The organism is Sorangium sp. So ce321, assembly GCF_051530195.1.
In the GTDB taxonomy this organism is placed as follows: domain Bacteria; phylum Myxococcota_A; class Polyangia; order Polyangiales; family Polyangiaceae; genus Sorangium.
This window is the reverse complement of the sequence record NZ_CP150329.1, coordinates 14,343,168-14,364,625: the sequence shown is the minus strand read 5'-3', so window position 1 is coordinate 14,364,625 and position 21,458 is coordinate 14,343,168. Positions and strand designations below refer to the sequence as shown.

Sequence of the window (21,458 nt, the reverse complement as noted above, 5' to 3'; positions counted from 1 at the left end):
AGGAATGCCTCGGTCGCTTCAGGCGAGGAGCGCGGCGGGGCGAGGGCTCAGAGGGACTCGAGGTAGGCGACCAGATCGTCGAGCTGCGCCGGCGCCAGGCCGGAGACGTCGCCGTGGTCATGGCCTCCGCACTCCGGATCGAAGCGATCGTGGAGCGTCGCGGCGCAGCCGTCGTGCATGAACGGGGCGCGCCCGGCGATGCCGATGAGCGAAGGCACCTGCAGGAGCTCGCCGGTGCCGACATTCTCGTTCCGGTTGTTCGTGAGCATCGGGCCACCGTGGCAGTCCGCGCACGCCGCCTTCTTGTCGTGGAAGAGCGCCGCGCCGCGCGCCACGGCCGCTTCGTCCTCGGGCGGCGACGCCGGGAAGGCGGGCAGGCTATCGATGTAGCGGGCCATCAGGTCGAGCCGCCGGGCGCCTGGCGTCGGTCCGCCCATGCGGGAGACGAACACCTCGCCCATCAGGCCCTCGAGGTCCGGCAGGTCGCCGCTCCAGTGGAGGGGCGCCGTCTGCAGGATGCCGCCGCCCAGGGCCTGTGTCCGCCGCAGGCCCACGGGGTCGAAGTTCCATGTGTGCCCGTCCTCGTGTCCCTCGGGGTGGCACGACGCGCACGCGACGGCGCTCACGACGTTCGGCGGGCGATGGAACATCTCGTGGCCGGTGTCCCTCACGCTCGCGCCCGGCAGCGCGATGGTGCGCCGGCCGAGCACCTCCAGGGCCGCCGGCTCGCGCAGCTGTACGACGATGTCGCCGCGGCCGTCGAACGCCACGGCGACCGGCTGCCCGCTCACCACCTCGGGGGTGACCTCGACAGCGCAGCTGCCCAGCGTGGCGCCGCGCTCGACGCGGTCGAGGGTGGTGCTCACGACCTTGTCGCTGCCGGCCGCCACCACGGCCAGGCGCACGCCGTCGGGCGCGATCGCCATGTCGACCGGCAGCGAGAGGCTCTGGAGCGCGCCCGCAGGCGGCGAGGTGGGGTCCTCCGCGTCCGTCGAATCGAGCCGGCTGATGGCGGCGTGCACGATGTTCCCATCGCAGTTGGCGGCCTGGTAGTACCCGCCCGGGCTGAGGGTGACCTGTGATGACATCGCACGCTGGTGCACCATCGCCGCGCCGCCGCTCGGGAGCGGGATCATGCGCCAGGCCACGGACGGCCTGTAGGTCGAGAGGGAGACCCCGTTCGAGGGGAACTCGGGGAGCGTGCGGCGCGAGAGCACCGCGCCGTCGGGGCCCACGACGAGCGTCTCTGCGGACTTGAAGCGGCTGACCAGGAGCCGGTCGCCATCGACCACGACGTCGCGCAGGTCGGGGGCGGGGCGGAGCTTCCGGACGGCGGGGCCGCCGGCGGCCGGGAGCGTCACGAGCTCGCCGCCGGCGCAGGCGACGTGGATGGCGTCGCGCGCTGCGTCGTAGGCGACGCCGCGCGGCGCGCGGCAGACCTCTCGGCGCTCGAGGACCGACAGCGACGCGACATCGAGGGTCACCACGGCCCCGGCGCGCCGGAGCGCCACGTGGACCCGGCCGCTCGCGTCCTCGACGAGGCGCCCTGGCTCGTCGCCGTGCTCCAGCCGGACCTCCGCGGGCGCGCCGCCGTCGAGGTCGACGACCCAGACGCGATCGCGGTCGGGGTCTGCCGCCACCGCCGTGTGTCCGTCGCTCGCGATGATCAGCGTTCCACCGCTGATGGCCGGCGGTGGCACCTCCGTCACCGTGATCCGCGGATCAGGGCCGCCGAAGTTGGGATCGTCTACCCAGGGTGGGTCTCCCGGTCCGCAGCCCGTGAGAAAGGAAGAGAAAACGCTCGTGGCCAAGCTCCCTATGAGGACGAGAGACCGAGCAAGTCGCTGACGCATGAGTTCCTCCGTTCGCCGCGCGTGCGAGCTCAGCAAAAAGGATTCCAGGGAAACGTCGGGATTTCGACGCCGAGTCCTCCGGAGAGCGGCGCGCCGCGCCCGGCGGCAGGAGCCGGGGCGAGAAGGCCTCTTCTCGGGGTGGTGCGAAGGACGTCGCGCGCTGCGAGGACGTCGCGCGCTGCGCGGCGGAGCCAGGCGCTGTGGACGGCAGACAGGCTGGTATCGCTGTGCCGGTGTTGCATCCCCACCGGGCTGCCGAGGGGGGCGGGGCGGACCTTCTCGCTGGGGGATCTCGGCGGGGACCAGGACTTCCGCGAGGGGTGCCCAGGCCGCCCACCGTCTGCAGGTCAGCCGTGCGATGTGCGGCTCCACGTAACCGCCCACTCATCGCCATGGTCGTGGCCACTTGCGGCTCTCGCCGGGGTCGACGATGCTGGGCGCGGGGCAGCGCCTACCCACGGCCCGGTCGGACCTGGGCGGGCACGAGGGGACCGGCGAGGTGCTCTGCCCCGCCGGGTCGAAGATCGAGGTCGGCGTCGATCAGGATGCGCCGGCGTCGCCAGCGGCCGGAGACGCGAGAGACGCTCGCGCCCAGGCGGCGGGCAGCAGTTCGTCCAGCCGTTCGCGCGGCCAGCCCGCCTGCAGTTTGCCGATCACGTCCGTCCCCCAGGCGAGCGGGTTGGTTCCATGCATCCGGCACGAGCCGAAGATCGTGTAGCCGACCGCGAGGCGTTTCGCTCCCTCGTCCGAGCCCGCGAACAAGTAGTTTTTTCTTCCGAGCGCTACACGTCTTAGCTGCCGCTCGACTTCACCGTTGTCTATCTCGAAGCGCCCATCGGTGAAGCAGCGCCGCCACGCCGCCTCATGGTTGATGGCGTACTGAGTTGCGACGTAAAGTGGCGTATTCGGCACGAGCCGCAGATGCAGCTCGTGAATCCACTGGTACAGCTCGTCGACCACGGGCAGCGACAGCTCCTGCCGTCGCGCCAGGCGTGCCTCCGCGGACAGCGCCTCAGCCTTACAGGCCGCCTCGATGCGGTAGATGGCCTTGAAGTACGCAAGCGCGACAGCGGCTCGCGCGTCGCCGCCCTTCGCTGCCTTCTCGAACTTCGCGCGGATGTGCATGCCACAGCCGAGCCGGCGCTCCTCGGGCACGATCCTCTCGCCGTCGTCGCCGTCGTCGCCGCCGCGCAGCATCGCGGCGTAGCCTGCGTAGCCATCGCCCTGCAGATGGCCAGTGAAGCCCTGCAGCAGCGCAGCTGGGTGCTTTGGCTGCCAGTCCGGTGCGTACACGAACGTCACGAGCTCGGCCCCGACGAAGGCCCAGATATGGCCTCGCCTCACCCCGGCCGGATGATCCCGATCCAGCACGCGCATGCCCGTGTCGTCGGCGCGCACGTAGCACGCGCCCAGCACGCGCTCCTGGATCCTCTTGGCCACGGGGGCGAGCACGTCGAGCGCGAAGGCCGACCACTCTCCCAGCGTCGAGGGCGACAGCGACACGCCGAAGCGCGCGTACTGCTGCGCCTGCCGGTAAAGCGGCATCGCGTCCTCGAACTTCTCCACGATGATGCTCGCGAGCAGCCCCGGACCCGGGCGCCCACGGTCCATCACCTTCTCGCTGTCGGCCGTCGTCACTCCCTGCTCGGGGCAGCGCGGACAGGCGAGCTTCTCCCTCTGCTCCTCGATGATCCGGAACTGCGCAGGGACGAACTCGAGCACCTCGCTCGTACGATGGCCAATGCACTTCCTGTCCGCGCCGCACTGCGGGCACTTCCGCTCGGCCTCAGGCACGGGCACAACGCGCGTCTCGCGCGGAAGATGTGCGGGAAGCGGCGCGCGCCCACGGTGCCCCCGCAGCGGCTTCGGCGGCTCAGGAGGTTGCGGCACAAGCCCCTGCTCCGGCTGCGGCGGCGCTTCGGCCCCGGGCTCCGATGAGAGCGCCGACCCAGCGGCTCCCTGCGGCGCCTCGTCCCCGAGCTCGGCGAACAGCAACATCAGCTGCTCGGTCGAGACCTTCTGGCTTTTGCGGCCGTACAGCTCGCGCAGCGCGCTGGCGAGCCTCGCCGACAGCGCCGTGTTCTTGTCGCGCAGCTGGACCAGAAGCCCGAGCACCAGCTCGATCAGCTCCGGGATCTGCCCGGCTGCTGCGAGTTGCTCAAGCTTCCGTCGTACATCCGCCAGATCGGCAGGGAGCGCTGCTCGGGGCTGCGGGGGAAGGCTCACGAGGCGCGCTGGATACGCAGGCATCGCGCATCCATCAAGCCTTGCTTTGAGGCGTCGAGATTTCTCCCGCCGGGCCTCCAGCGCTTGCGCCGTACGGCTTGGGACAGGTCGAGCCCCTCGAGCATCAGCGACAGCTCGGCCGCCTCGACCTCGACGTGGGTCGCGCCCTTGGGCAGGTCGCGGGCGAGGTGAAACCGGCCGCGAGCGAGTTTCTTGGCAAAGATGACGTATCCAGTGCGGTCCCAGAACAAGACACGTATCTGGTCGCCTCGCCGATTCCTGAACACGAACAGATGCCCACAGAGCGGGTCGGCTCCGAAGCGCTGCGCGACCAGCGACGACAGACCATCAAAGCTCTTCCTCAGGTCAGCCGGCTCGGCCGCGACGTAGACGCGCACCGACGGCGGCAGCGTCAGCACGACGTCTCCTCGGCGGCCAGCGCCAGCACGCGCTCGAGCGTGGCGGGGTCGAAGCCCGGCCGAACGCGAACCACCCGCCCATTGGGCAGCGCGATCTCGATCGGCTCGGTCACGACCGGCGACACGTCGGCCACCACGTGCACCGGCAGAAATTGCGGTGCCTGCGTCGACGACGTCGACGGCTGCGAGGTCCCCTCAGCCCGCAGCTTCCAGCGCCACCAGTACAGCTGCTTGGCCTTGTACCCCTCGCGTCGCGCGAACTTCTCGGCACTCAGCCCGCTCCTCTCCCATCGCCCCACCCGCTCGGCCCACTCCACCCTCGTCGCCATCGCTTCCTCCTTCGCGATGGGGAGAGGTAACCGGCGCCGCCCGGACGGTCACGATGCCCTTGGCTGGGCGGATACGGCTCCACGTCCGAAGGATCTCGAGGAGCTCCTGAAGATTGCCGGGTCCACCATGGCCATGGAAGCGCCCATCCTTCACATGACACCGCACCCAGTCATCACCGCTTCTCACTTCCGAGACGGGCGCGGGCGCGTCAGCCGTACCCACGTCAGCCACGACGGACCACCCCGGGTTGTCGAGCGTGTCAATCCGGATTCCGTTCTGGTGCTCCCACTCCCCATCGCATTGTGAGCGGTACCACTCTTGAAGCCAGGTCAACGTATCCCTCTCCATCGTCAGTTCCTGAGGCAAAGCCGGTCGACCGTGATGCAGTAGCCCGCTTCGCGGAGGCGCTCACGGTCTCCTCGGCGCTGCGCTGAACGGCGGCGCGCGGCCCGCGAGGCTCGTCGGTCTCGCGGACCGCGTCGCGCCAGGCCCACGAGGGTCATCGCCTCGCCGCGCCGACGGTGGCCGGCAGGGCGCCCATTCCCCCCTGGCACTGGGGCAGTGTCCACGATCGCCATCGTCATCACGTTCGTGTTTCCTCTTGCAACACGGCCTGAAGCTCCGGATGGGATAGGATCAGGGCGAGCAAGTGGGCTCGTCCACCGGCAGCAGCGTGCAGGAAGTACTCGCATGCGTCCGTGGGATCCTCATGCCATGTGGTCACGACGTCCAGCGCGCTGCTAACCTCGATGATGCTGTCCAGGGCATCATGAAGCTGTTCGGCTTCGGGCCCCACGCAACAGAGCTCTACGCACCCGAGATCAATCAGGTTCATCGTGATCGCCTCCGCTTGCTGCCGCTCCGATGGGTTGAAGGCGGGCAGGAGCGTCACGAAAGGTCGCTGGATCGCGTGGTCGGCAGGTGCCCCCAGCGATGTGATGACGAGTTTCCGGCTCCCTGCCGGGGTGAGTGCGCGCTGCCACATCACTTGCATCCTTGCATCTTTTCGATGCTCTGCCTGGCCATCTGATCTCTTACGCGAGGTGCCTGATACGCGACTGCTGGGACGCCTTGATGACCTCCTTCGGTGGGCCCTCCATACGACCAGGCCTCGTCTTTCGACGCGTGACCGCCGTGGACGGGCCCGATTCCGGCGTTCAGGTTCGAACCCGTACGATTACGACGCAACGACCTCGTGAATGTCCGCGCAGAAGAAGGACACGAATTCTTCCTCGTAATCATTCACTCGAAATCGGATTCCCTCCCATCCATGCGCCCCAATGCCCTCACACTGCAGGAGTACCAGACCAAAACAACTCCGTCGATTTACCAAGAAATCGAAGCCGGGTCACGCCGAGAAAACGCCATTCCATCATTTCAGAGTGGCCTGCCACATAGGCAATCTTGAGACACATGGTCAGCAATTCATCGCTTCGTTCTAAAAGAACCCGAACGACACGAGCAGTCTTTGTAAAGCGACTATCAGTGCTCCAATCACTCATCATGACTCATACTACCCAGAAACAAATCGACGAGCACACCTCCGCCCTGCGGCAATGATTTACTTCCAGGGCTCACCTACCGAGTCAGTAAGCCAACTTTCTATCGCCTCGCCCAGCGTCGACTGGTCACTCTCATTTGTTCGGAAAATTTTCTTGGAGCCAAGCCGATAGCGGGAATTCTTCGAGATCATTGACAGATTCCCAATATTTAACTTGATCCATGAAATCCTTCGCATGCTGGGCCAAGAACGTAGAAAGACCAACGAGCGCTGCCTTGGGAGTCGCCAGCAGGACCTCGTTGGCGGAGGCCAGCACTAGCTCACCTAACTCGAAGCGCTGGGTGGAGCTCAGCGTCGGATGCTCATCGTAGTAAGCGACAAACTCCTCAAGCCGGCCCGCGTCGGCGTTCACAATGCCCCAGTCCTGCGGCTCGTACTTGAGGCCGAGGGCTTGAGAAAGCTCCATCAGGTCGCTGTTCGCTCGAGATGTCATGCAAACCCCTTACTCGATCAATGGATATGCGGTCTTCACGCCGCTGCCGCTGGGGACCAGCCGCGCCTTCGTCGCGACCGAAAAGTTCCATCTGGATTGACAACGCGCCCAGGGCCCGCGGGAAGTTCGAATGTCTTGGACCCTTGAATCGGCGTTCCTCCCGCCCGCTGCAGACGAACTTGACCGCCTTCTTGCCGATTCTCAGCGAGAAGCTCCTGGCCAATCCAGACCTCCGCAACAAGGTCGTCGCGATCGGCGACTCTGGTCAGCTCGACCGTGAACGTCTTGCCTGCGTTCGTGGTCATGGCTCGAGGGTTCCTATAAGCCTGCTGCTCGCGTCGTCCCCACAGCCGTTCACATCGTACCCACAAGGCTACAACGACTGGGGGGGCTGGGCGTTCAACAACAGACGCAGAGACGGCACATCAAGAGTCTCCAGCCTGCTGGAACGCCTGTCCCCAGAGGACCTCCACGACATCGCCAATCTTCTGCCGTCCAGGCGTTCGTGTGCGCTCACGGGGTATGCGTCGAGTGTCTCGACACAGACCCGATGCTGGATTGCCCCAACGGGCTGGCGTGCGACGGCACGCGCTGCGTCCCTGCCCACTGCGTCAACAACCGGCTGGACGCGGGCCTCGGCGAGACGGACCTCGACTGCGGCGGCCCCTGCCGGCCGTGCGCCACGGGTCTGCACTGCGACATGGGCTCGGACTGCCAGGACAGGGTGTGTACTGGAGGCGTCTGCGCGTCCCCCACGTGTGCCGATGGCACGAAGAACGGGGACGAGACCGGCGTGGACTGCGGCAAGGACGGGTGCCCGCGCTGTCCGGTCGGCGAGGGCTGCGCGAAGCCGGCCGACTGCGCGAGCGGGGTCTGCTGGGCGGGTCTCTGCCAGGCGCCGACGTGCACGGACGGCGTGGAGAACGGGGACGAGGGCGGGATCGACTGCGGAGGCGAGGGTTGCGAGCTTCCGTGCCGGGAGTGACCCGGCGCTCCTTGGCGTCGCGCGTCGCGCGTCGCCCTGGCGCCGTTACCCCATAGCTGCCCCGATCGGTGAGACCAGCGGCGATACCGTCCCGTTGTCACGGCGGGGCATGCGCTGGGCAGGCGTTCGCGGCGAGGGGCGGCGGCTCTCCCTGGTCGAGGCGCCGGGAATCGAACCCGGAGCTGAATCTGCGGGGCGGACGCGCGAGAGATACGGCGGACACCGCGTCGGGCGCGTCGGAGCGGTGTCAGAGGCCATCGAGGGCTCGATTCCTCTCGTATACCCGAGTGCCCTCTCGTGGCGCCCCGTGCCCTGGAGTCGGGGCACACGGAGGTCACACGGCGTGGTGAGCCCGGGGGCTGCCCGTAACAGAGAGGGATGGGCATCGATTAATCCGCCGTGGACGCATTTGTTTTTGGACAGCAGGCAGGTGCTACGCGTAGCTCGCCCGCAGGTGCCCCGGCCCACTGACGCGACCGATCGCGCTCGGCCGCGGCGCAGCGATCTCACGGACGCAGCGTGCCCTACACTACATTTTGACGCCGCGCCTCTCCTGTTTGACGCCGCACCTCTCCTGGGAGATCGGTGCGCTCACCCGGAACGGGGGAGGACGACATGGGGTACCGCTTGAAGCTGAAGGCGAGCGCGCTCGTGCTATGTGGCGGGCTCGTGATGGTGCTGGTGTCGGCGTGTGAATTGCCTTCTTACAGATGCGAGACAGTGGAGCCGGGAGGTACGGATGATGAATCCCGACAGAATCTGTAGGGGCGGGAGATTATCCAGGCAACGGCGCAGATGACGAGCCGGAAGACGAAGAAGTGGGTAACGCACCGCTTGCGATGGCGGGGTCGTGCTCGCCAAGCAAGACATGCACTGACATGTACGTCGCTTGCATAGACAAGGGCTGGCCTTGCACACGTCAGTGGGACGTTTACGGCACGAAGCTCTGTGCTGTGTGCCGAAGAGATTGTCAGGTGGGGAAAGCATACAGCACGTCCGAGTGCTACAGCTGTGGATTCGAATGAACACGACGGATTGTTCGGCTCTCCTGGGTGCAACGCATGTTGCCTTCAGCGCAGGCATGCCAGAGCGTCTTTCACGCGTCGGCGCGACCAACGTGGCACGCAGGCTCGACTGCCTTCTTGTCGGGCCCAGCCACCGCGAGATTGAGAAGCATGTTCGGGCGCGACAGTTGTGGTGGAATTCGTCTGAACAGTGGGATCCGTTTTTGTCGGATCTACGCTGGGAGCCGCCTGTTATTCTGTGGGTATCGACGAGTCTCCGCGAGAGAGTTGACCTCTGGAAAACGTGCAGCTGGTTGCGCCGCATCGGGATCGCTTTTCAGGACGTCCTTGTCCTTGAGTTCGACCCCGTGCCGCCATCAGGGGTTCCCGATGAACCACTGCCGCCGTTCGACTGCTATTCGTCGGTGGCGCATCACCCTGACGAGGTTCTCCTCGATCGTCTCGGTAAGGCGCGCCCCTGGTCGTACGAGCGCTACGATCGTGCCGTTTGCCTCTGGGATCAGTACGTCGATGACAATCCCTTGTCTTTTGTCGAAAGCTGCGTCCGTGGTGTTGAAGGCTTCCCTGAACTCGCTCCCCTGTGGGCGCTCCTCTCATGCTTCTTTCCAAGAAGGACCACGGAAGGAGCCCTACGTCTAAGCCGATTCGACGAGCTGCTTTTGACTATTCTGTCGATGGAATGGCAGACTCCACTATCCGTGTGTAGTCAAAAGTTGCAGCGGGTCGCGACGCTTTGGGAGTTTCTCGATTGCACAGGAGACCTGTTTTTGCCACGCAGGCTAGAGCACTGGGCAAAACATGCCTCGGGCGCAGTTGTTGAGCGTGCGCCTGGGCCGACCCCTGAAGAGCCGATGAAGTCGTTCGTCTACCGCCTCACCGAACGTGGCATGCGGCTCCGAGACAAGGGACTCGATCAGCTCACGGATGCGCCAAGCCTGCCCATCGCCGGGACCGAAGCGTACTCGGCGTCAGCCCCCTGGGTGCTGCTCGAAGATGGCCGGCTCGCCCGGCTGTAACGGCCGGCCGTCGGCAGGAGCCAGCCTGCGATGCTGCGCGGGAATGCCGCGCCGGGAGTAGCGCCGCGCACTCCCGGCGGGGTGCTCTGGTTTCAGACCGGCGCGCCGTCGTCGTCCAGCGGGTCGTCCTCCGCTAGCGGCGTACCGCCATTTGCGCCGCCGTCGGTGGCGCCACCGCTCGGCGCGCCGGTGGTCCCGCCGCTCGGCGCGCCGGTGGCCTTCTTCCTGGAGCTCCGGCTGAAGAGCCGCCGGGTCGCGATGGGCACGAGGCGGGGGATGGTCGGATCCTGCTCGTTGGCGCGCTCGAACACCCGCACGATCTGCTCGAGCAGGATCAGGTTGATGCCGTCGGCCCGGTCGAGGTCGCCGCTCGTAACCTTCTGGCCCGCGGGGCGCGCGGCCGCGGTCTTCGCCGCCTGGGTGAGCTCCCTGGCGGTCTCCTCGAGGCGCTCGACGTAGTCCTGGTCGAGGCGCATCAGCCTGGCGCGCACGGCGAGGGGGCCCTTCTTCTGCGCGAGGTAGCGCTTGCCCAGGGCGGCGAGCTGGGTGAGCCCGCGCGCGAGCGCGGCCGGGTCTTCCGCCGTGCCGTACGCCTGCGCGAGCTCTTCGCGCGGCTCCTTCCCCGAGCCGCCGACGCCGCGCAGGACCTCGTAGGCCTGGTCGCGCAGGAGCAGGGCGCGCGACAGCGCGTCGCGCAGGGCCGCGTCCTTCGTGGCGCGCGTGGCGTCCTTCTTCTGGCCGGCGCTCTCGTGGGCTTCGAGCATGCGCTCCAGCGCGAGCGCCTGCTCGACGGCGAGCGCGAGCAGCTCCGGCGAGAAGCCGCGCAGCTTCTCTCGCTTGTCCTTCGACGCGCTCGACCAGCACGCGTGCGCCGTCGCGTAGAGGCGGCGCATGTCGGTCAGGACGCGCGAGGAGGCGATCTGCCGCCCGCGCTCGACGAGCTGGGATCCGGTCGTGCCGTCGAGCAGGGCCTCGAGGAGGCCCGGCTCGGGCGTGCCGAGCCGGTCGGCCAGGGATTCGAGCGTCGGGTGGTTGTCGTCGGTCTCTTCGGGAGGAGAGGTAGGTTTGGCCATCCGCGCAGGCTAGGCACGTGGCGCGGCAGGTCGAGGGGCTGGCAAGTTTTGGCCATGGCGCCGGCGAGCGGGGCTGGCGCCTGCCGGTGGAGCACGACGGCGCGGCGGGCGACGCGCGCCGTGCGCGGTGCGCGGGCCCGTCGGCGCCACGGCGGAGGGCGTCGTCATTGCGGGAGGGAGCCGTCGTCATCCGAGGTGGCGCCTGTCGTCATCCTGCCCGGAGCCATCGTCATCCGGCAGGGACGCGTCGGCATCCGGGCTCGCCCCTGTCGTCACCTGGCCGGGGGCCGTCGTCATCCGGCCGGGGCACGTCGGCATCGAGCGCGGAGCCGTCGTCATCCGGTCTGGAGCGATCGTCATCGGGGCTGAGACCTGTCGTCACCCAGCGGGGAGCTCGTCGTCATCGACGAGGTACCCGTCGTCATCCGGCCGGCATTCGTCGTCATCTGGCCGGCATCCGTCGTCACGCGACATCGGGACGTCGTCATCCGGAGCCGACGTGGCCGGGGTCGATGTCCCTTGCGGGCGACGCGCTCGGGGAACGCCCGCAGCAGGCCGCCTTCAGCGGTAGGCGGAAGAGGGCGTGTATCCGATGAGCTCGTGCTCGATCTTGACCATCTTGTTGTACAGGCCGATCACGAGCAGGGATGGCACCCACTGGCCGACGAAGTTCGCGATCTGCTTCTTGCCGGCCAGCATGAAGCCGGCCGAGAGGACCATGGAGCCGATCGCCAGCCCGAGATAGGCGCCGGACGGGACCTTGGCGGTCCTCTCCTCGATCTTCGTGGTGACCTTGCCCTCTTCCTTCTGCATCATCGGTTCGGTCGTCGTCATCGTCGATCTCCTTCGGCGGCGCCTGGCCGGCGCTGCGCTTGCCGCCCGCGAGCCGGTGCGACGACCGGGCCAAAACAGAGGGCGCCCCGAAGGGAACAATCCGCGCATCGACGGCCGGGCGCTCAGATCCGCGCCGTCACCGCGCGCAGGAGCTGCCGCTGCGCCGCCGCGAACACAGCGAGCACAGGCAGGCTCAGGATGACGTTGCCGGCCATCACGAGGTGCCAGCGGACCCCGGTCCCCTGCTCCCGCAGGAGGGCGATCGCGAGCGGGAGCGTGCGCACCTCGTCGTCGGTCGTCATGACCAGCGGCCAGAAGTAATCGTTGTAGTGAAAGACGAAGCTGAACAGGAACAGCGCCGAGAGCGTCGGCCGCAGCATCGGGCCGAGGATCAGGTAGACAATCCTTAGCTCGCTCGCCCCATCCATCCTCGCCGCCTCGATGATCTCGTCAGGGACCGAGAGCAGCGCCTGGCGCACAAGGAACGTCCCGAGCGCGCTGACCCCGAAGGGCAGGATGAGCGCCGCGAACGTGTTCACGAGGCCGACCGAGCCCAGCATCGTGAAGATCGGGACGAACGTCACCTGCGCCGGGATGAGCAGGCACGAGAGCACCAGGACGAACGCCGCGCTCCGCCCCACGAACCTGAGCTTCGCGAGGGCATAGCCGGCCGGGAGCGCCAGCGCGATCTGCAGGAGCGCGATGGCGGTCGCCATGAACAGGGTGTTGGCGAAATACCGCATCACCGGCACCGCCTGCAGCACCTCGCGGTAGGCGCCGAGCTGGATCGCCTGCGGCAGCGGGTAGGCCGGAGCGCGGGTGATCTCGGGCAGCGTCTTCAGCGACGTGATCGTCATCCACAGGTACGGCCCGAGCCACACGACGGCCACCAGGACGAGCACGGCGTCCGAGACGAGCCGCACCGCGCCGGAGCGCCCCGCGCCGCGCGGCCCTGTCTCACGACCCCGCGCGGTCATGAAGGCCGCCTCCCCTCGCGCGGCGCGCCCGCGCGAAGCGCCCAGAGCTGCAGGACGGTCAAGAGCAGCAAAAAAACGAAGAAGATCACGATCATGGCGCTCGCCCGGCCCACCCGCAGGTTCACGAAGACGTGCTCGTAGATGGCGTAGACGAAGAGGGTCGTCGCCTTGACGGGCCCCCCCTGCGTCATGACGCGGACCACGTCGAACGCCTGGAAGGACAGGATGAGGCTCGTCGTCGCCACGAAGGCGGCGCTCGGGCGGAGCAGCGGCCAGGTCACGTGGCGGAACCGCCGCCACGGGCCGGCCCCGTCGAGCGCCGCCGCCTCGTGCAGCGCGCTCGGGATGTCCTGCAGGCCGGCCAGGAAGATCACCATCGCGTACCCGGTGATCTTCCAGACGCTCACCGCGGCCAGCGCGAGCAGCGCCGAGCGCGGGTCGCCGAGCCAGCTCATCGCCGGCAGGCCGAGGCCGCGGAGCGCCGCCGAGAGGACGCCGTCCGCGTCGAGGATCCACATCCAGAGCAGCGCCACCGCGACCCACGACACGACGTAGGCGCTGAACACGGCGCCCCGCACGAAGGCGTAGACGGGGCCCGGCCGATCGAGCGCCACCGCCAGCGCGAGCCCCAGCGAGCCGGAGAGCGTCACCACGACGGCGCTGTAGCCGAGCGTGCGGAGGAGCGTCCCGGCGAGCTCGCCGCTGCCGGCGAGGACCTCGTAGTTCCGCAGGCCGACGTAGCGCGGCGGCGTGAGCATGTCCCACGCGTAGAAGCTGTTCTTGGCCGCGATCAGGAGCGGGACCAGGAAGAACACGGCGAGGAAGGCCGCGGTCGGCAGCAGGAGCAGGTAAGGCGAGAGGGGGTGCTTCGGCTTCATTGCTCTCGCGCCGCGCGGACGGCCTCGGCGAGGGTCTCGGCGGCGTCGCGCGGGGCGAGCACCGCCTCTTCGAGCCGGGGCTGCACCGCCTCGCGCTGGACGCGGAACAGGTCCGGAGACCAGGGCCAGGGCGCGGCGTGCGCGAGCTGGTCGACGGCGACGCGGTCGTTCGGGTGCGCGGCGTAGTAGCCGCCCTGCGTGAGCGCCTCGAGGCCGCGCCGCGAGACGGGCATGTAGCCCGTGCGCGTCGCCCACGCGTTCGCCTGCTCCGGCTGCATCATCCACCGCAGGAACGCGAACGCCGCCTCCTGGGCCGCCGGCGGCGCGCCCCGCGGCATCACGAACATCGTCCCGCCCGTGGGCACCGACGCCCGCACGTCGCGCGGCAGCGGGGCCGCGCCGACCTCGAACTTCCCCGCGCCGGCCTGGCCCGCGTTGTCCTCCAGGTACCGGAGGAACGCCGTCGAGGTCCAGATCATCGCCACCCGGCCCGCCAGGAAGTCGGCGTTGGTCACCTGCCACGCGTTGTAGTCGCGCCCCGGCGGCGGCTTCATCGTGCGGTCCTCGTGCACGAGCGCCTGCCAGAACCGGAGCGCGCGCACGCCCGCCTCGCCGCCGAACGCCGGCGCGCCGTCCGGGCCGAGGAGCTCGCCGCCCGCCTGCCCCACGAGCGCCGCCCAGAACCACCAGTCGATCGGGCACTCGAACCCCCACCGCCGCGTGCCGGCGCCATCGCGCACGGTGAGCCGCGCCGCCGCGGCGCGGAGCTCGTCCCAGGTCGACGGCGGCGACAGGCCGAGCTCGCGAAACACACCGCGGTTGTAATAGGCGATCGGCGTCGACCGGTTGAACGGCAGGCACACGAGCGGGCGCTCGCCGCCGCCCACGAACGTCCCCGACTGCCCGAGCGCCTCGACGACGTCGAGGTCGCCGCCGGGGACAGCGGCGATGAACCGGTCGAGCGGCTCGAGCGCGCCCGCCTCGGCGAGGTACGGCACCACCTCGCCGACGACGTGCGTCAGCGCCGGCGCCGCGCGCGCCGCGAGCGCGGTGCGCAGCTTGGCGAGCGCCTCGAAGTAGTCGCCCTGGTACACCGCGGCGATGCGGTAGCGCCCCTGCTCGCGGTGGAACTGGTCGACGAGCGACAGGAGCACCTCGCGGTTCTTGCCGCCGTAGGCGAACCACAGCGAGGCCTCGACCCGCCCGTCCGGCGACCGCCGCGCGCAGCCGGGCGTGCCCGCCGCGCCCGCGGCCGCGGCGATCGACGCGGCGAGCGCGCGCAGCGCGTGGCGCCGCGAGAAGAAGGCGCGCCCCCCCGGCGGCCCCGCGGCGCGCCCGCCGCCGCTCATGGCGCGGCCTGCGGGGCGATCCGCGCGCCGGAGCCCTCGTCGAACCAGAGCACGGCGCGCGGGTCGAGCCGCGCGCGCACCGCCTCCCCCGGCGCGGGCGTCGCGAAGCCCTGCGCCCGCGCCCGCAGGCGGGTCCCGCCGGCGTCGAGGTACAGGAACGTCTCGGCGCCGAGCGGCTCGGCGACGACGACGCGCGCCTCGACCTCGACCTCCCCCGCCTCGCCCCGCGCGCCCGCCTCGCCCTGCGCGCCCGCCTCGCCCCGCGCGCCGGCCTCCCCATGCGCGCCGCCCTGTGCCCCGAGCGCGACGCGCAGGTGCTCGGGCCGCACGCCCGCGACGACCCGGTCGGGGAGCGCCACCCCCGGCGGGGCGGGCAGCGAGAGCGCCGCGCCCTCGTACCGCGCGCCGGAGCGCTCGAGCGCGATGAGGTTGATCGCCGGCGTGCCCAGGAAGCCGGCGACGAAGAGGTTCGCCGGCGCCTCGTAGATGGCGCGCGGCGGGCCGACCTGCTGGAGCTCGCCGGCGCGGAGCACCGCGATGCGGTCGCCCATCGTCATCGCCTCGACCTGGTCGTGGGTCACGTAGACCGACGTCGTGCCGAGGCGGCGCACGAGCGCCGCGAGCTCGACCCGGAGCTCGGCGCGCAGCGCGGCGTCGAGGTTCGAGAGCGGCTCGTCGAAGAGGAACGCCGCCGGGGCGCGCACGATCGCGCGGCCCATGGCGACGCGCTGGCGCTCGCCGCCCGACAGCTCGCCCGGGCGCCGGTCGAGCAGGTGGCCGATGCTGAGCAGCCCCGCCGCCTCCTCGACGCGGCGCGCCCGCTCTGCCCTGGCGACCCCGCGCATCCTCAGCGGGAAGCCGATGATGTCGCGCGCGGTCATGTGCGGGTACAGCGCGTAGCCCTGGAAGACCATGGCCACGTCGCGGTCCTCCGGCGCGACGCGGCTCACGTCGCGCCCGCCGATCGAGACCGTGCCGCCGTCGGGGCTGTCGAGGCCCGCGATCAGCCGGAGCGCCGTCGATTTGCCGCAGCCGGAGGGGCCGACGAGGACGAGCAGCTCGCCGTCCTCCACGTCGAGGTCCAGGCCGGCGAGCGCGGGGCGCTCGGCGTTCGAGAAGCGTCGGGTCAGGCCGCGGAGCGAGAGGGTGGCCATGGCGGCAGCTCAGGTGGCGAGCAGGACGAGCCCCGGGATCGAGCCCGCGACGGCGAGCAGCTTCGGGCTCGGGGCGACCGCGACGGGCAACCGGGCCGTCCTCAGCAGGGCGGCGTCGTACGCGCTGTCGCCGAAGGCCGCAAGCACCGCGAGCTCGGGGAAGAGGCGCTCGAGCGCCCGGGTCTTCCCCTCGCCGTATGTCGCCGGCGCGCCGAGCTCCGGGGCGAGCCGGCCCTCGCGGACGGCCGGCGTCATGGCCGCGATCCGCTCGGGCGCGACGCCGAGGCGCGCGACGGCGCGCTCGATCACGAAGCGCGGCGACGCCGAGACGACGTACACCGGCACGCCGCGCGACCGCGCCCAGTCGAGGATCGGCAGGAGCGCCGGCCGGATCCGCCCCGCGTGGCCCTTCTCCTCGAGCACGCGGTCGACGAGGGCGGCGAGCTCGTCCTCGCGCCACCCCGCGAAGGCCCACGCCATCATCGCGAAGGCCCGGTCCTCCGGGTAGCGCTCGGCGGCGAACGCCGCGTGGAGCGCGCTCGCGAGCTCGTGCGCGCCGCCCTCGGCGGCCACGCCGAACGCCTCGGCCTCGCGGCGCAGCGCCGCCTCCGCCTCGGGCCGCGCGCAGCGCCCCGCGAGGAACGCCTCGAAGAGGTCGAAGCCCACGTCCCCGTCCCAGAGCGTGCCGTCCGCGTCGAAGGCGAGCGCGCCGGCGTGCGTGGCGCCCGCGCCGCGCTCGGCCTCGAGGCGCCGCAGGATGTCGCTCGTGCTCACGCGCGGGATGCCCCCGCTGCCGTCGAGGTGTGCTTCGGTCATGGTCTCCCCGCGCCGGACGTCGAGCCCGGCCGAGGACCACGCCTACTGCGGCGCGCGCGTCGCGTCACGCCTGTCGACGTCCCGTCGCGTCCCGTCGCGTGCCCGTCACCCGCGCGGCGACCGGGCGCCTTGAGCCGCCGCCGCGGCGGGGCGTCAGCGCGCCGCCGCCGCGGCGCGATCTCCCCCGCTCTAGCGGCGTCGTCTCCCCTGCTCGGGCGCCGTCAGCTCGCCCGCTCGAACAGGGATCGGTGCAGCACCGCGACAGCGGACGCGACGCTCGCGTCGTCGATGACCATGCACAGGTTGATGCTGCCCATCGCGTAGCTCAGCATCTCGACGTTGACGCCGGCCTGGGCCATCGCATCGAGCACCTGCGCGGCGACGCCCTTCTGCCGCGGCAGCCCCTGCCCGACGACGACGAGCGTCGTCCGGTTGGGCAGCACCTCGCAGGTGCCGAAGCTCTCGAGCTCCGGCAGCGCGCGGCCGAGCTTCCCGAGGTCGTCGGTGGTCATCGAGATCGAGACCTCGGACGTGGTGATCACGTCGATCACGACCTCGTGTCGGGCCAGCACGGCGAGGACCTGCGCGAGGAAGCCGACCTCGCCGAACATCCGGGTCGAGTTGATCTTGAGCACGACCTGCCGCTCGCGGTAGGCGATGCTGGTCACGGCGGGGGACGCGGCGTCGGTGTTGAAGTCGATGACCGTGCCGGGGTGATCCGGCCGGTTCGTGTTGAGCACCCGCACCGGGATGCCCTTCTCCATGGCGGGCAGCAGCGTGGAGGGGTGCAGGACGCGGGAGCCGAAGAACGCGAGCTCCGCCGCCTCGTCGAAGTGCATCGTGGGGATGTTCCGGGCCGTCTTCACGACGCTCGGGTCGGCGGTCATCACGCCGTCGGTGTCGCTCCAGATCTGCGCCTCCTCGGCGTCGAGCGCCGCGGCGAGCAGCGTGGCCGTGAGGTCGCTCCCGTTGCGGCCGACGGTCGTGATCTCGCCCGCCTCGTTGCGGCCGACGAAGCCGGTCACGATCGGGACGACGCCCTCGGGGACCCGCTCGGCGAACATCGCCTTCGCGCGGGCGTCGAAGCCGGGCAGCGGGCGCGCGCGGCCGAAGTTCGCGTCGGTGATGAAGCCGAGGTCCCAGACGTCGTAGGCGCGGGCCTGCACGCCGCTCCGGGCGAAGAAGTCCGCGATGCAGCGCACGGCCAGCCGCTCGCCGAAGCTCGCGATGTAATCGAGGCTGCGCGGGCTGAGCTCCTTGACGAGGCTGATGCCGCGCAGGAGGTCCTCGATCTCCCGGAAGAAGGGCGCGAGGAGGTCGGGCGCGCACCCGAGCGACTCGGCGACGGCGCGCTGCCTGCCGAGGGGGATGGAGGGGTCGAACCGCCCGGTGGCGGCGAGCTTGGCGGCGTTGATCAGCGCGTCGGTCATGCCCTTGTGGGCGGAGCTCACGACGACGGGGCGGCGGGCCAGGCGGGCCCTGACGATGTGAAGGACCTTCTCGATCTGCGCGCGGCTCTCGACCGAGGTGCCGCCGAACTTCATGACGATCATTGCGCGTGCCTCCAAGGGCCTGCCGGCCCGATGGGCGCGGCATCATACTCGGGGCCGGCCGTTAGGCGAGGAGGGAAGCGCCGTGCTCTCCCGGCGCTCCCCCTCTCTGCGGGGTGGTGAGCGCCCGGGCTCCCTTGCCCCCTACCCCCCTCGACGCGCTCCGCGTTCCGCGTCTCCCGAGCTCATCCATGGTTGAGCTGGTTGCGCGTGCGCGGGAGGGACCAGCTCAGTCGGAGGGCCAGCCGAGGGGACGAACGTCGAGCCTGGCGCGTGAGGGGCCTCAGATCGCCACCTGGCCTTCGAGATAGAAGACACAGGCGCCCTCCAGCTCGACGCGGCCATCGACCAGCCGGCAGACGAGCTCTCCACCGCGCCTGGAAGCCTGGAACGCGAAGAGCGCCGTTTTGTTCAGCCGCGCCGCCCAGTACGGCGTCAGCGCACAATGTGCGCCGCCCGTCACGGGATCTTCCGGGATTCCCTTGGCCGGCGCAAAGTAGCGGCTGACGAAATCGTACGACGCGTCCCCCGGCGCAGTCACCACGAGCCCTGCGCGGTCCATGCGCGCAATCGCAGCGATGTCCGGCGAGAGCGCGCGCACGGTCTGCGCATCCTTCAGCACCGCGATGTAATTGACTGCATCGGTGAGCACTTCGACCGGAGCAGCGCCGAGCGCTTCGGCCAGGTCGGGTGGCGGTGTTGTCGCGACAGCGTGTCGAGACGGGAAGTTCATGACGTAGCCAGCCTGCGTCCGCCGCACCGTCAGAGGTCCGCTGGCCGATTCGAAGACCACCTCGGTACGGCCGGGCTCCAGGCGCTCCATGACGACTGCCGCGCTCGCCAGGGTCGCATGGCCGCAGAGCGGCACCTCCGTGGTCGGCGTGAACCAGCGCAAACGATAACGCTCCCCGTCAGGAACCAGGAACGCCGTCTCGGCCAGGTTGTTCTCGGCTGCGATGCTCTGCAATAGCGGATCATCCAGGAAGCGATCCATCAGCATCACCGCAGCCGGGTTCCCCGCAAACAGACGGCTCGTGAAGGCATCCACCTGGTATATCGGTATTCTGTGCATAGATGTGGCGTCAGAGATCCGGATCAAAATGAGATGAACCGCCGAGGCGCCGAGGACGACAAGCCATTGCCTTCTTCTTGGCGTCCTTGGCGCCTTGCCGGTTCGAGGTTCTGCTCGTCTCAGGCGGGCTCAACCCGTTTGTCGCTCTAGGCCTCGGTCGCCAGGAGGGCCCGGAAGCTCTCGCGCTTCGTGAGCAGGAGCCAGCGCAGGTTCTTCATGAGCTTGCCTTGCTCCGAGAGGGCGGCGTGGCTCAGGAGGACGAGCTCGGCGACGCTGATGCCCTCCCGCACGTCCTCCAGCGAGACCTTGACCCGGCCGTTCGCGGCGGCGCGGCACCGGGCGAAGCGGGAGATCACGACGGTGGCGAGCGCGAGGTCGAGCACCGCGGCGAGCAGGTGCCGGGGCGCCGAGAAGATGTGCCGGCGCTGGAGCACGAGGCGCAGGTAGTCCTTGACGAGGGTCCCCTCGTCGCCGCCGAGGAAGCGGTCGACCGTCCGCACCCGCTGCAGCTTGAACGGCTCGGGGACGAACAGCATGTCGACCGTGCCCCGCTCGAGCATCCAGGCGACCTTGTTCCCGAGGCTGCGCAGCGCCTGGAGCTGCGTCCAGGAGGCCTCCTCGACGCGGTGGGCCTCCCGGACCCGCGACGGATAGCAGAGGTTGCCGAGCAGGTAAGCGAACAGCACCCGCGCGTAGAACGAGGCCTTCTTGCGGGGCGCGAGCGGCGCGAGCTCCCCGGCGCTGGCCTGCCCGAGGGCGGCGTCGATGGAGGCGTCCGTCGCGCGCTCGGCGCCCGCGGGCAGCGCGCGCTCGAAGGCGGCCGTCCAGTCATAGAGCCCCGCCAGCGTCTCGGCGGGCGACGCGTCGGTCGCGAGCTGGTCCTCCCAGTGCCTGACCGCGCGCAGGTACTGGGGCTGGGCCAGGATGACGCCGCCGAGCGTGGCCAGCGCCTTCGACATCCGCTCGGTGTCGCCGCGCTGCTGGAGCTTCGCCTTGAGCTGGCGGTCGACGGGCTTGCCGTAGTTCTCGCGGATCGACGGGCACAGCTGGGAGAGCTGCGCGACGACGACATCCTTCTCATCGCGGACGAACCCGAAGGGGAACGCCTGGCACGACTTGGGGATGTACTCGTGGCCGAACCGCTTCTGCATGCTGCAGAGCATGTCGTCGTCGAGGAAGACGCACTGGAGCCGGCGGTCCTTCTCCCGCATGGGCAGGACGCCGCGCGCGATGACGAGGGCCCCCTCCTCCCCGGCGCGCTCCCTCACCCAGGGCTCCTCGAGGTACCGCCTGGCCTCGTCGTTGCTGAAGCGGATGTTCCAGGGCAGCCGGCAGCAGCGAGCCGGGCAGTCGCGGCACTCGAACTTCTGATTCGGGGGAGAAGAGAGCTTCGTCGCCGGAGAGGAGTGCTTCGTCGCCATGGGGCCGCGGACGATACAACGCGCCGGCGATCTGCGCTCGATCCGGCGGCCTGTCCGCGCCGGCCGCGCTCGCCGGCCTCGTGTCAAACGGCCCCAGCCCTGCCCGGCAGGACCGGGCGAGGGGGCTCAGGCGTGGCAGAAGGCCACAGGCGGGAGGACGCCGACAAAAAGACAGCGCCGCCGGGGCCTCAGGGGGGCGAAGGCCACGCCGGCGGCGCTGGTGTCCTATGAAGCACTGACCGTGCCATCCGGACGTTCCTGAGATCCCGGCCTGAACGGCAACATTGCGTCGGGAACGTCCCCTCCGTGTTTCGATTCTGAAACGTCAGGATCTCAGCGTTGAACGATTGTAAGGGTTCTTTTCTTACGACTGTACTTCCGCTTAGGACATAATAATTACAGTAAACAATGTCTTTTTCTCCTGATATCGCAGGACATGGCGTGCTCCGTGCTAGGAGCCCCTTATTCCCTACTAAGGAGAAACAA

19 protein-coding genes and 1 pseudogene are annotated in these 21,458 nt (G+C 69.7%); 2 read left to right on the top strand and 18 right to left on the bottom strand.

Annotated features, from left to right (window positions below; all coding sequences use genetic code 11):
* Window positions 1–47 precede the first annotated feature (47 nt).
* The 8 genes and pseudogenes from WME89_RS53395 to WME89_RS53360 all read right to left on the bottom strand — a co-directional run bounded on the left by WME89_RS53395 (window position 48) and on the right by WME89_RS53360 (window position 6,822).
* Window positions 48–1,811 carry a cytochrome-c peroxidase gene (locus WME89_RS53395; RefSeq protein WP_438007160.1) on the bottom strand — a complete coding sequence of 588 codons (1,764 nt, stop codon included), beginning with the start codon at window positions 1,809–1,811 and terminating at the stop codon, window positions 48–50.
* A 582-nt stretch (window positions 1,812–2,393) separates the two neighbouring features.
* Entirely contained in the window at window positions 2,394–4,103 is a 1,710-nt protein-coding gene (tnpC, locus tag WME89_RS53390) for an IS66 family transposase (protein WP_438007159.1), read from the bottom strand.
* Window positions 4,076–4,498 carry an IS66 family insertion sequence element accessory protein TnpB gene (tnpB, locus tag WME89_RS53385; protein WP_438007158.1) on the bottom strand — a complete coding sequence of 141 codons (423 nt, stop codon included), beginning with the start codon at window positions 4,496–4,498 and terminating at the stop codon, window positions 4,076–4,078. Before tnpB ends, tnpC begins: the two co-directional genes overlap by 28 nt.
* Window positions 4,492–4,827 (bottom strand): IS66 family insertion sequence element accessory protein TnpA, encoded by a 336-nt coding sequence (gene tnpA / locus WME89_RS53380; protein ID WP_438007157.1) that lies wholly within the window; start codon window positions 4,825–4,827, stop codon window positions 4,492–4,494. Before tnpA ends, tnpB begins: the two co-directional genes overlap by 7 nt.
* Before the next feature lie 136 nt (window positions 4,828–4,963).
* A pseudogene (locus tag WME89_RS53375) lies at window positions 4,964–5,176 on the bottom strand (Imm53 family immunity protein); the annotation flags it as partial.
* Window positions 5,177–5,411: 235 nt separating this feature from the next.
* On the bottom strand, window positions 5,412–5,822 hold the full coding sequence (locus tag WME89_RS53370) for a hypothetical protein (protein WP_438007156.1): 411 nt from the start codon (window positions 5,820–5,822) through the stop codon (window positions 5,412–5,414).
* A 292-nt stretch (window positions 5,823–6,114) separates the two neighbouring features.
* Window positions 6,115–6,333 (bottom strand): hypothetical protein, encoded by a 219-nt coding sequence (locus WME89_RS53365; protein WP_438007155.1) that lies wholly within the window; start codon window positions 6,331–6,333, stop codon window positions 6,115–6,117.
* A 129-nt stretch (window positions 6,334–6,462) separates the two neighbouring features.
* Window positions 6,463–6,822 (bottom strand): hypothetical protein, encoded by a 360-nt coding sequence (locus WME89_RS53360; RefSeq protein ID WP_438007154.1) that lies wholly within the window; start codon window positions 6,820–6,822, stop codon window positions 6,463–6,465.
* 550 nt (window positions 6,823–7,372) lie between these two features.
* Between WME89_RS53360 and WME89_RS53355 the strand changes: the two genes are divergently transcribed.
* Together WME89_RS53355 and WME89_RS53350 are read left to right on the top strand one after the other, a co-directional pair.
* On the top strand, window positions 7,373–7,807 hold the full coding sequence (locus WME89_RS53355; protein ID WP_438007153.1) for a hypothetical protein: 435 nt from the start codon (window positions 7,373–7,375) through the stop codon (window positions 7,805–7,807).
* 1,021 nt (window positions 7,808–8,828) lie between these two features.
* A complete protein-coding gene (locus tag WME89_RS53350; RefSeq protein WP_438007152.1) occupies window positions 8,829–9,848 on the top strand; it encodes a hypothetical protein in 1,020 nt (339 codons plus the stop codon).
* Window positions 9,849–9,940: 92 nt separating this feature from the next.
* Here the strand turns inward: WME89_RS53350 and WME89_RS53345 are convergent, their stop codons facing one another.
* The 10 genes from WME89_RS53345 to WME89_RS53300 all read right to left on the bottom strand — a co-directional run bounded on the left by WME89_RS53345 (window position 9,941) and on the right by WME89_RS53300 (window position 20,972).
* Complete coding sequence (locus WME89_RS53345; RefSeq protein ID WP_438007151.1) at window positions 9,941–10,921, bottom strand: hypothetical protein; 981 nt, start codon at window positions 10,919–10,921, stop codon at window positions 9,941–9,943.
* Between the two features lie 561 nt (window positions 10,922–11,482).
* A complete protein-coding gene (locus WME89_RS53340; RefSeq protein ID WP_437655201.1) occupies window positions 11,483–11,755 on the bottom strand; it encodes a hypothetical protein in 273 nt (90 codons plus the stop codon).
* A 122-nt stretch (window positions 11,756–11,877) separates the two neighbouring features.
* Complete coding sequence (locus WME89_RS53335; RefSeq protein ID WP_438007150.1) at window positions 11,878–12,732, bottom strand: carbohydrate ABC transporter permease; 855 nt, start codon at window positions 12,730–12,732, stop codon at window positions 11,878–11,880.
* A complete protein-coding gene (locus tag WME89_RS53330; protein ID WP_437655203.1) occupies window positions 12,729–13,610 on the bottom strand; it encodes a carbohydrate ABC transporter permease in 882 nt (293 codons plus the stop codon). The genes WME89_RS53335 and WME89_RS53330 overlap by 4 nt, the downstream gene beginning before the upstream one ends.
* On the bottom strand, window positions 13,607–14,959 hold the full coding sequence (locus tag WME89_RS53325; protein WP_438007149.1) for an ABC transporter substrate-binding protein: 1,353 nt from the start codon (window positions 14,957–14,959) through the stop codon (window positions 13,607–13,609). The genes WME89_RS53330 and WME89_RS53325 overlap by 4 nt, the downstream gene beginning before the upstream one ends.
* Window positions 14,956–16,113: an ABC transporter ATP-binding protein gene (locus WME89_RS53320; protein ID WP_438007148.1), complete on the bottom strand. Its 1,158-nt coding sequence runs from the start codon at window positions 16,111–16,113 to the stop codon at window positions 14,956–14,958. The genes WME89_RS53325 and WME89_RS53320 overlap by 4 nt, the downstream gene beginning before the upstream one ends.
* 9 nt (window positions 16,114–16,122) lie before the next feature.
* Complete coding sequence (locus WME89_RS53315) at window positions 16,123–16,929, bottom strand: HAD family hydrolase (protein ID WP_437622683.1); 807 nt, start codon at window positions 16,927–16,929, stop codon at window positions 16,123–16,125.
* A gap of 221 nt (window positions 16,930–17,150) precedes the next feature.
* Window positions 17,151–18,482, bottom strand: a complete 1,332-nt coding sequence (locus tag WME89_RS53310; protein ID WP_438007147.1) for an aspartate kinase — start codon at window positions 18,480–18,482, stop codon at window positions 17,151–17,153.
* Between the two features lie 280 nt (window positions 18,483–18,762).
* The gene (locus WME89_RS53305) at window positions 18,763–19,551 is read right to left on the bottom strand and encodes a PhzF family phenazine biosynthesis protein (protein WP_438007146.1); all 789 of its coding nucleotides are present in this window, start codon (window positions 19,549–19,551) and stop codon (window positions 18,763–18,765) included.
* Window positions 19,552–19,697: 146 nt separating this feature from the next.
* Window positions 19,698–20,972, bottom strand: a complete 1,275-nt coding sequence (locus WME89_RS53300; RefSeq protein WP_438007145.1) for a YkgJ family cysteine cluster protein — start codon at window positions 20,970–20,972, stop codon at window positions 19,698–19,700.
* Window positions 20,973–21,458: the final 486 nt, after the last annotated feature.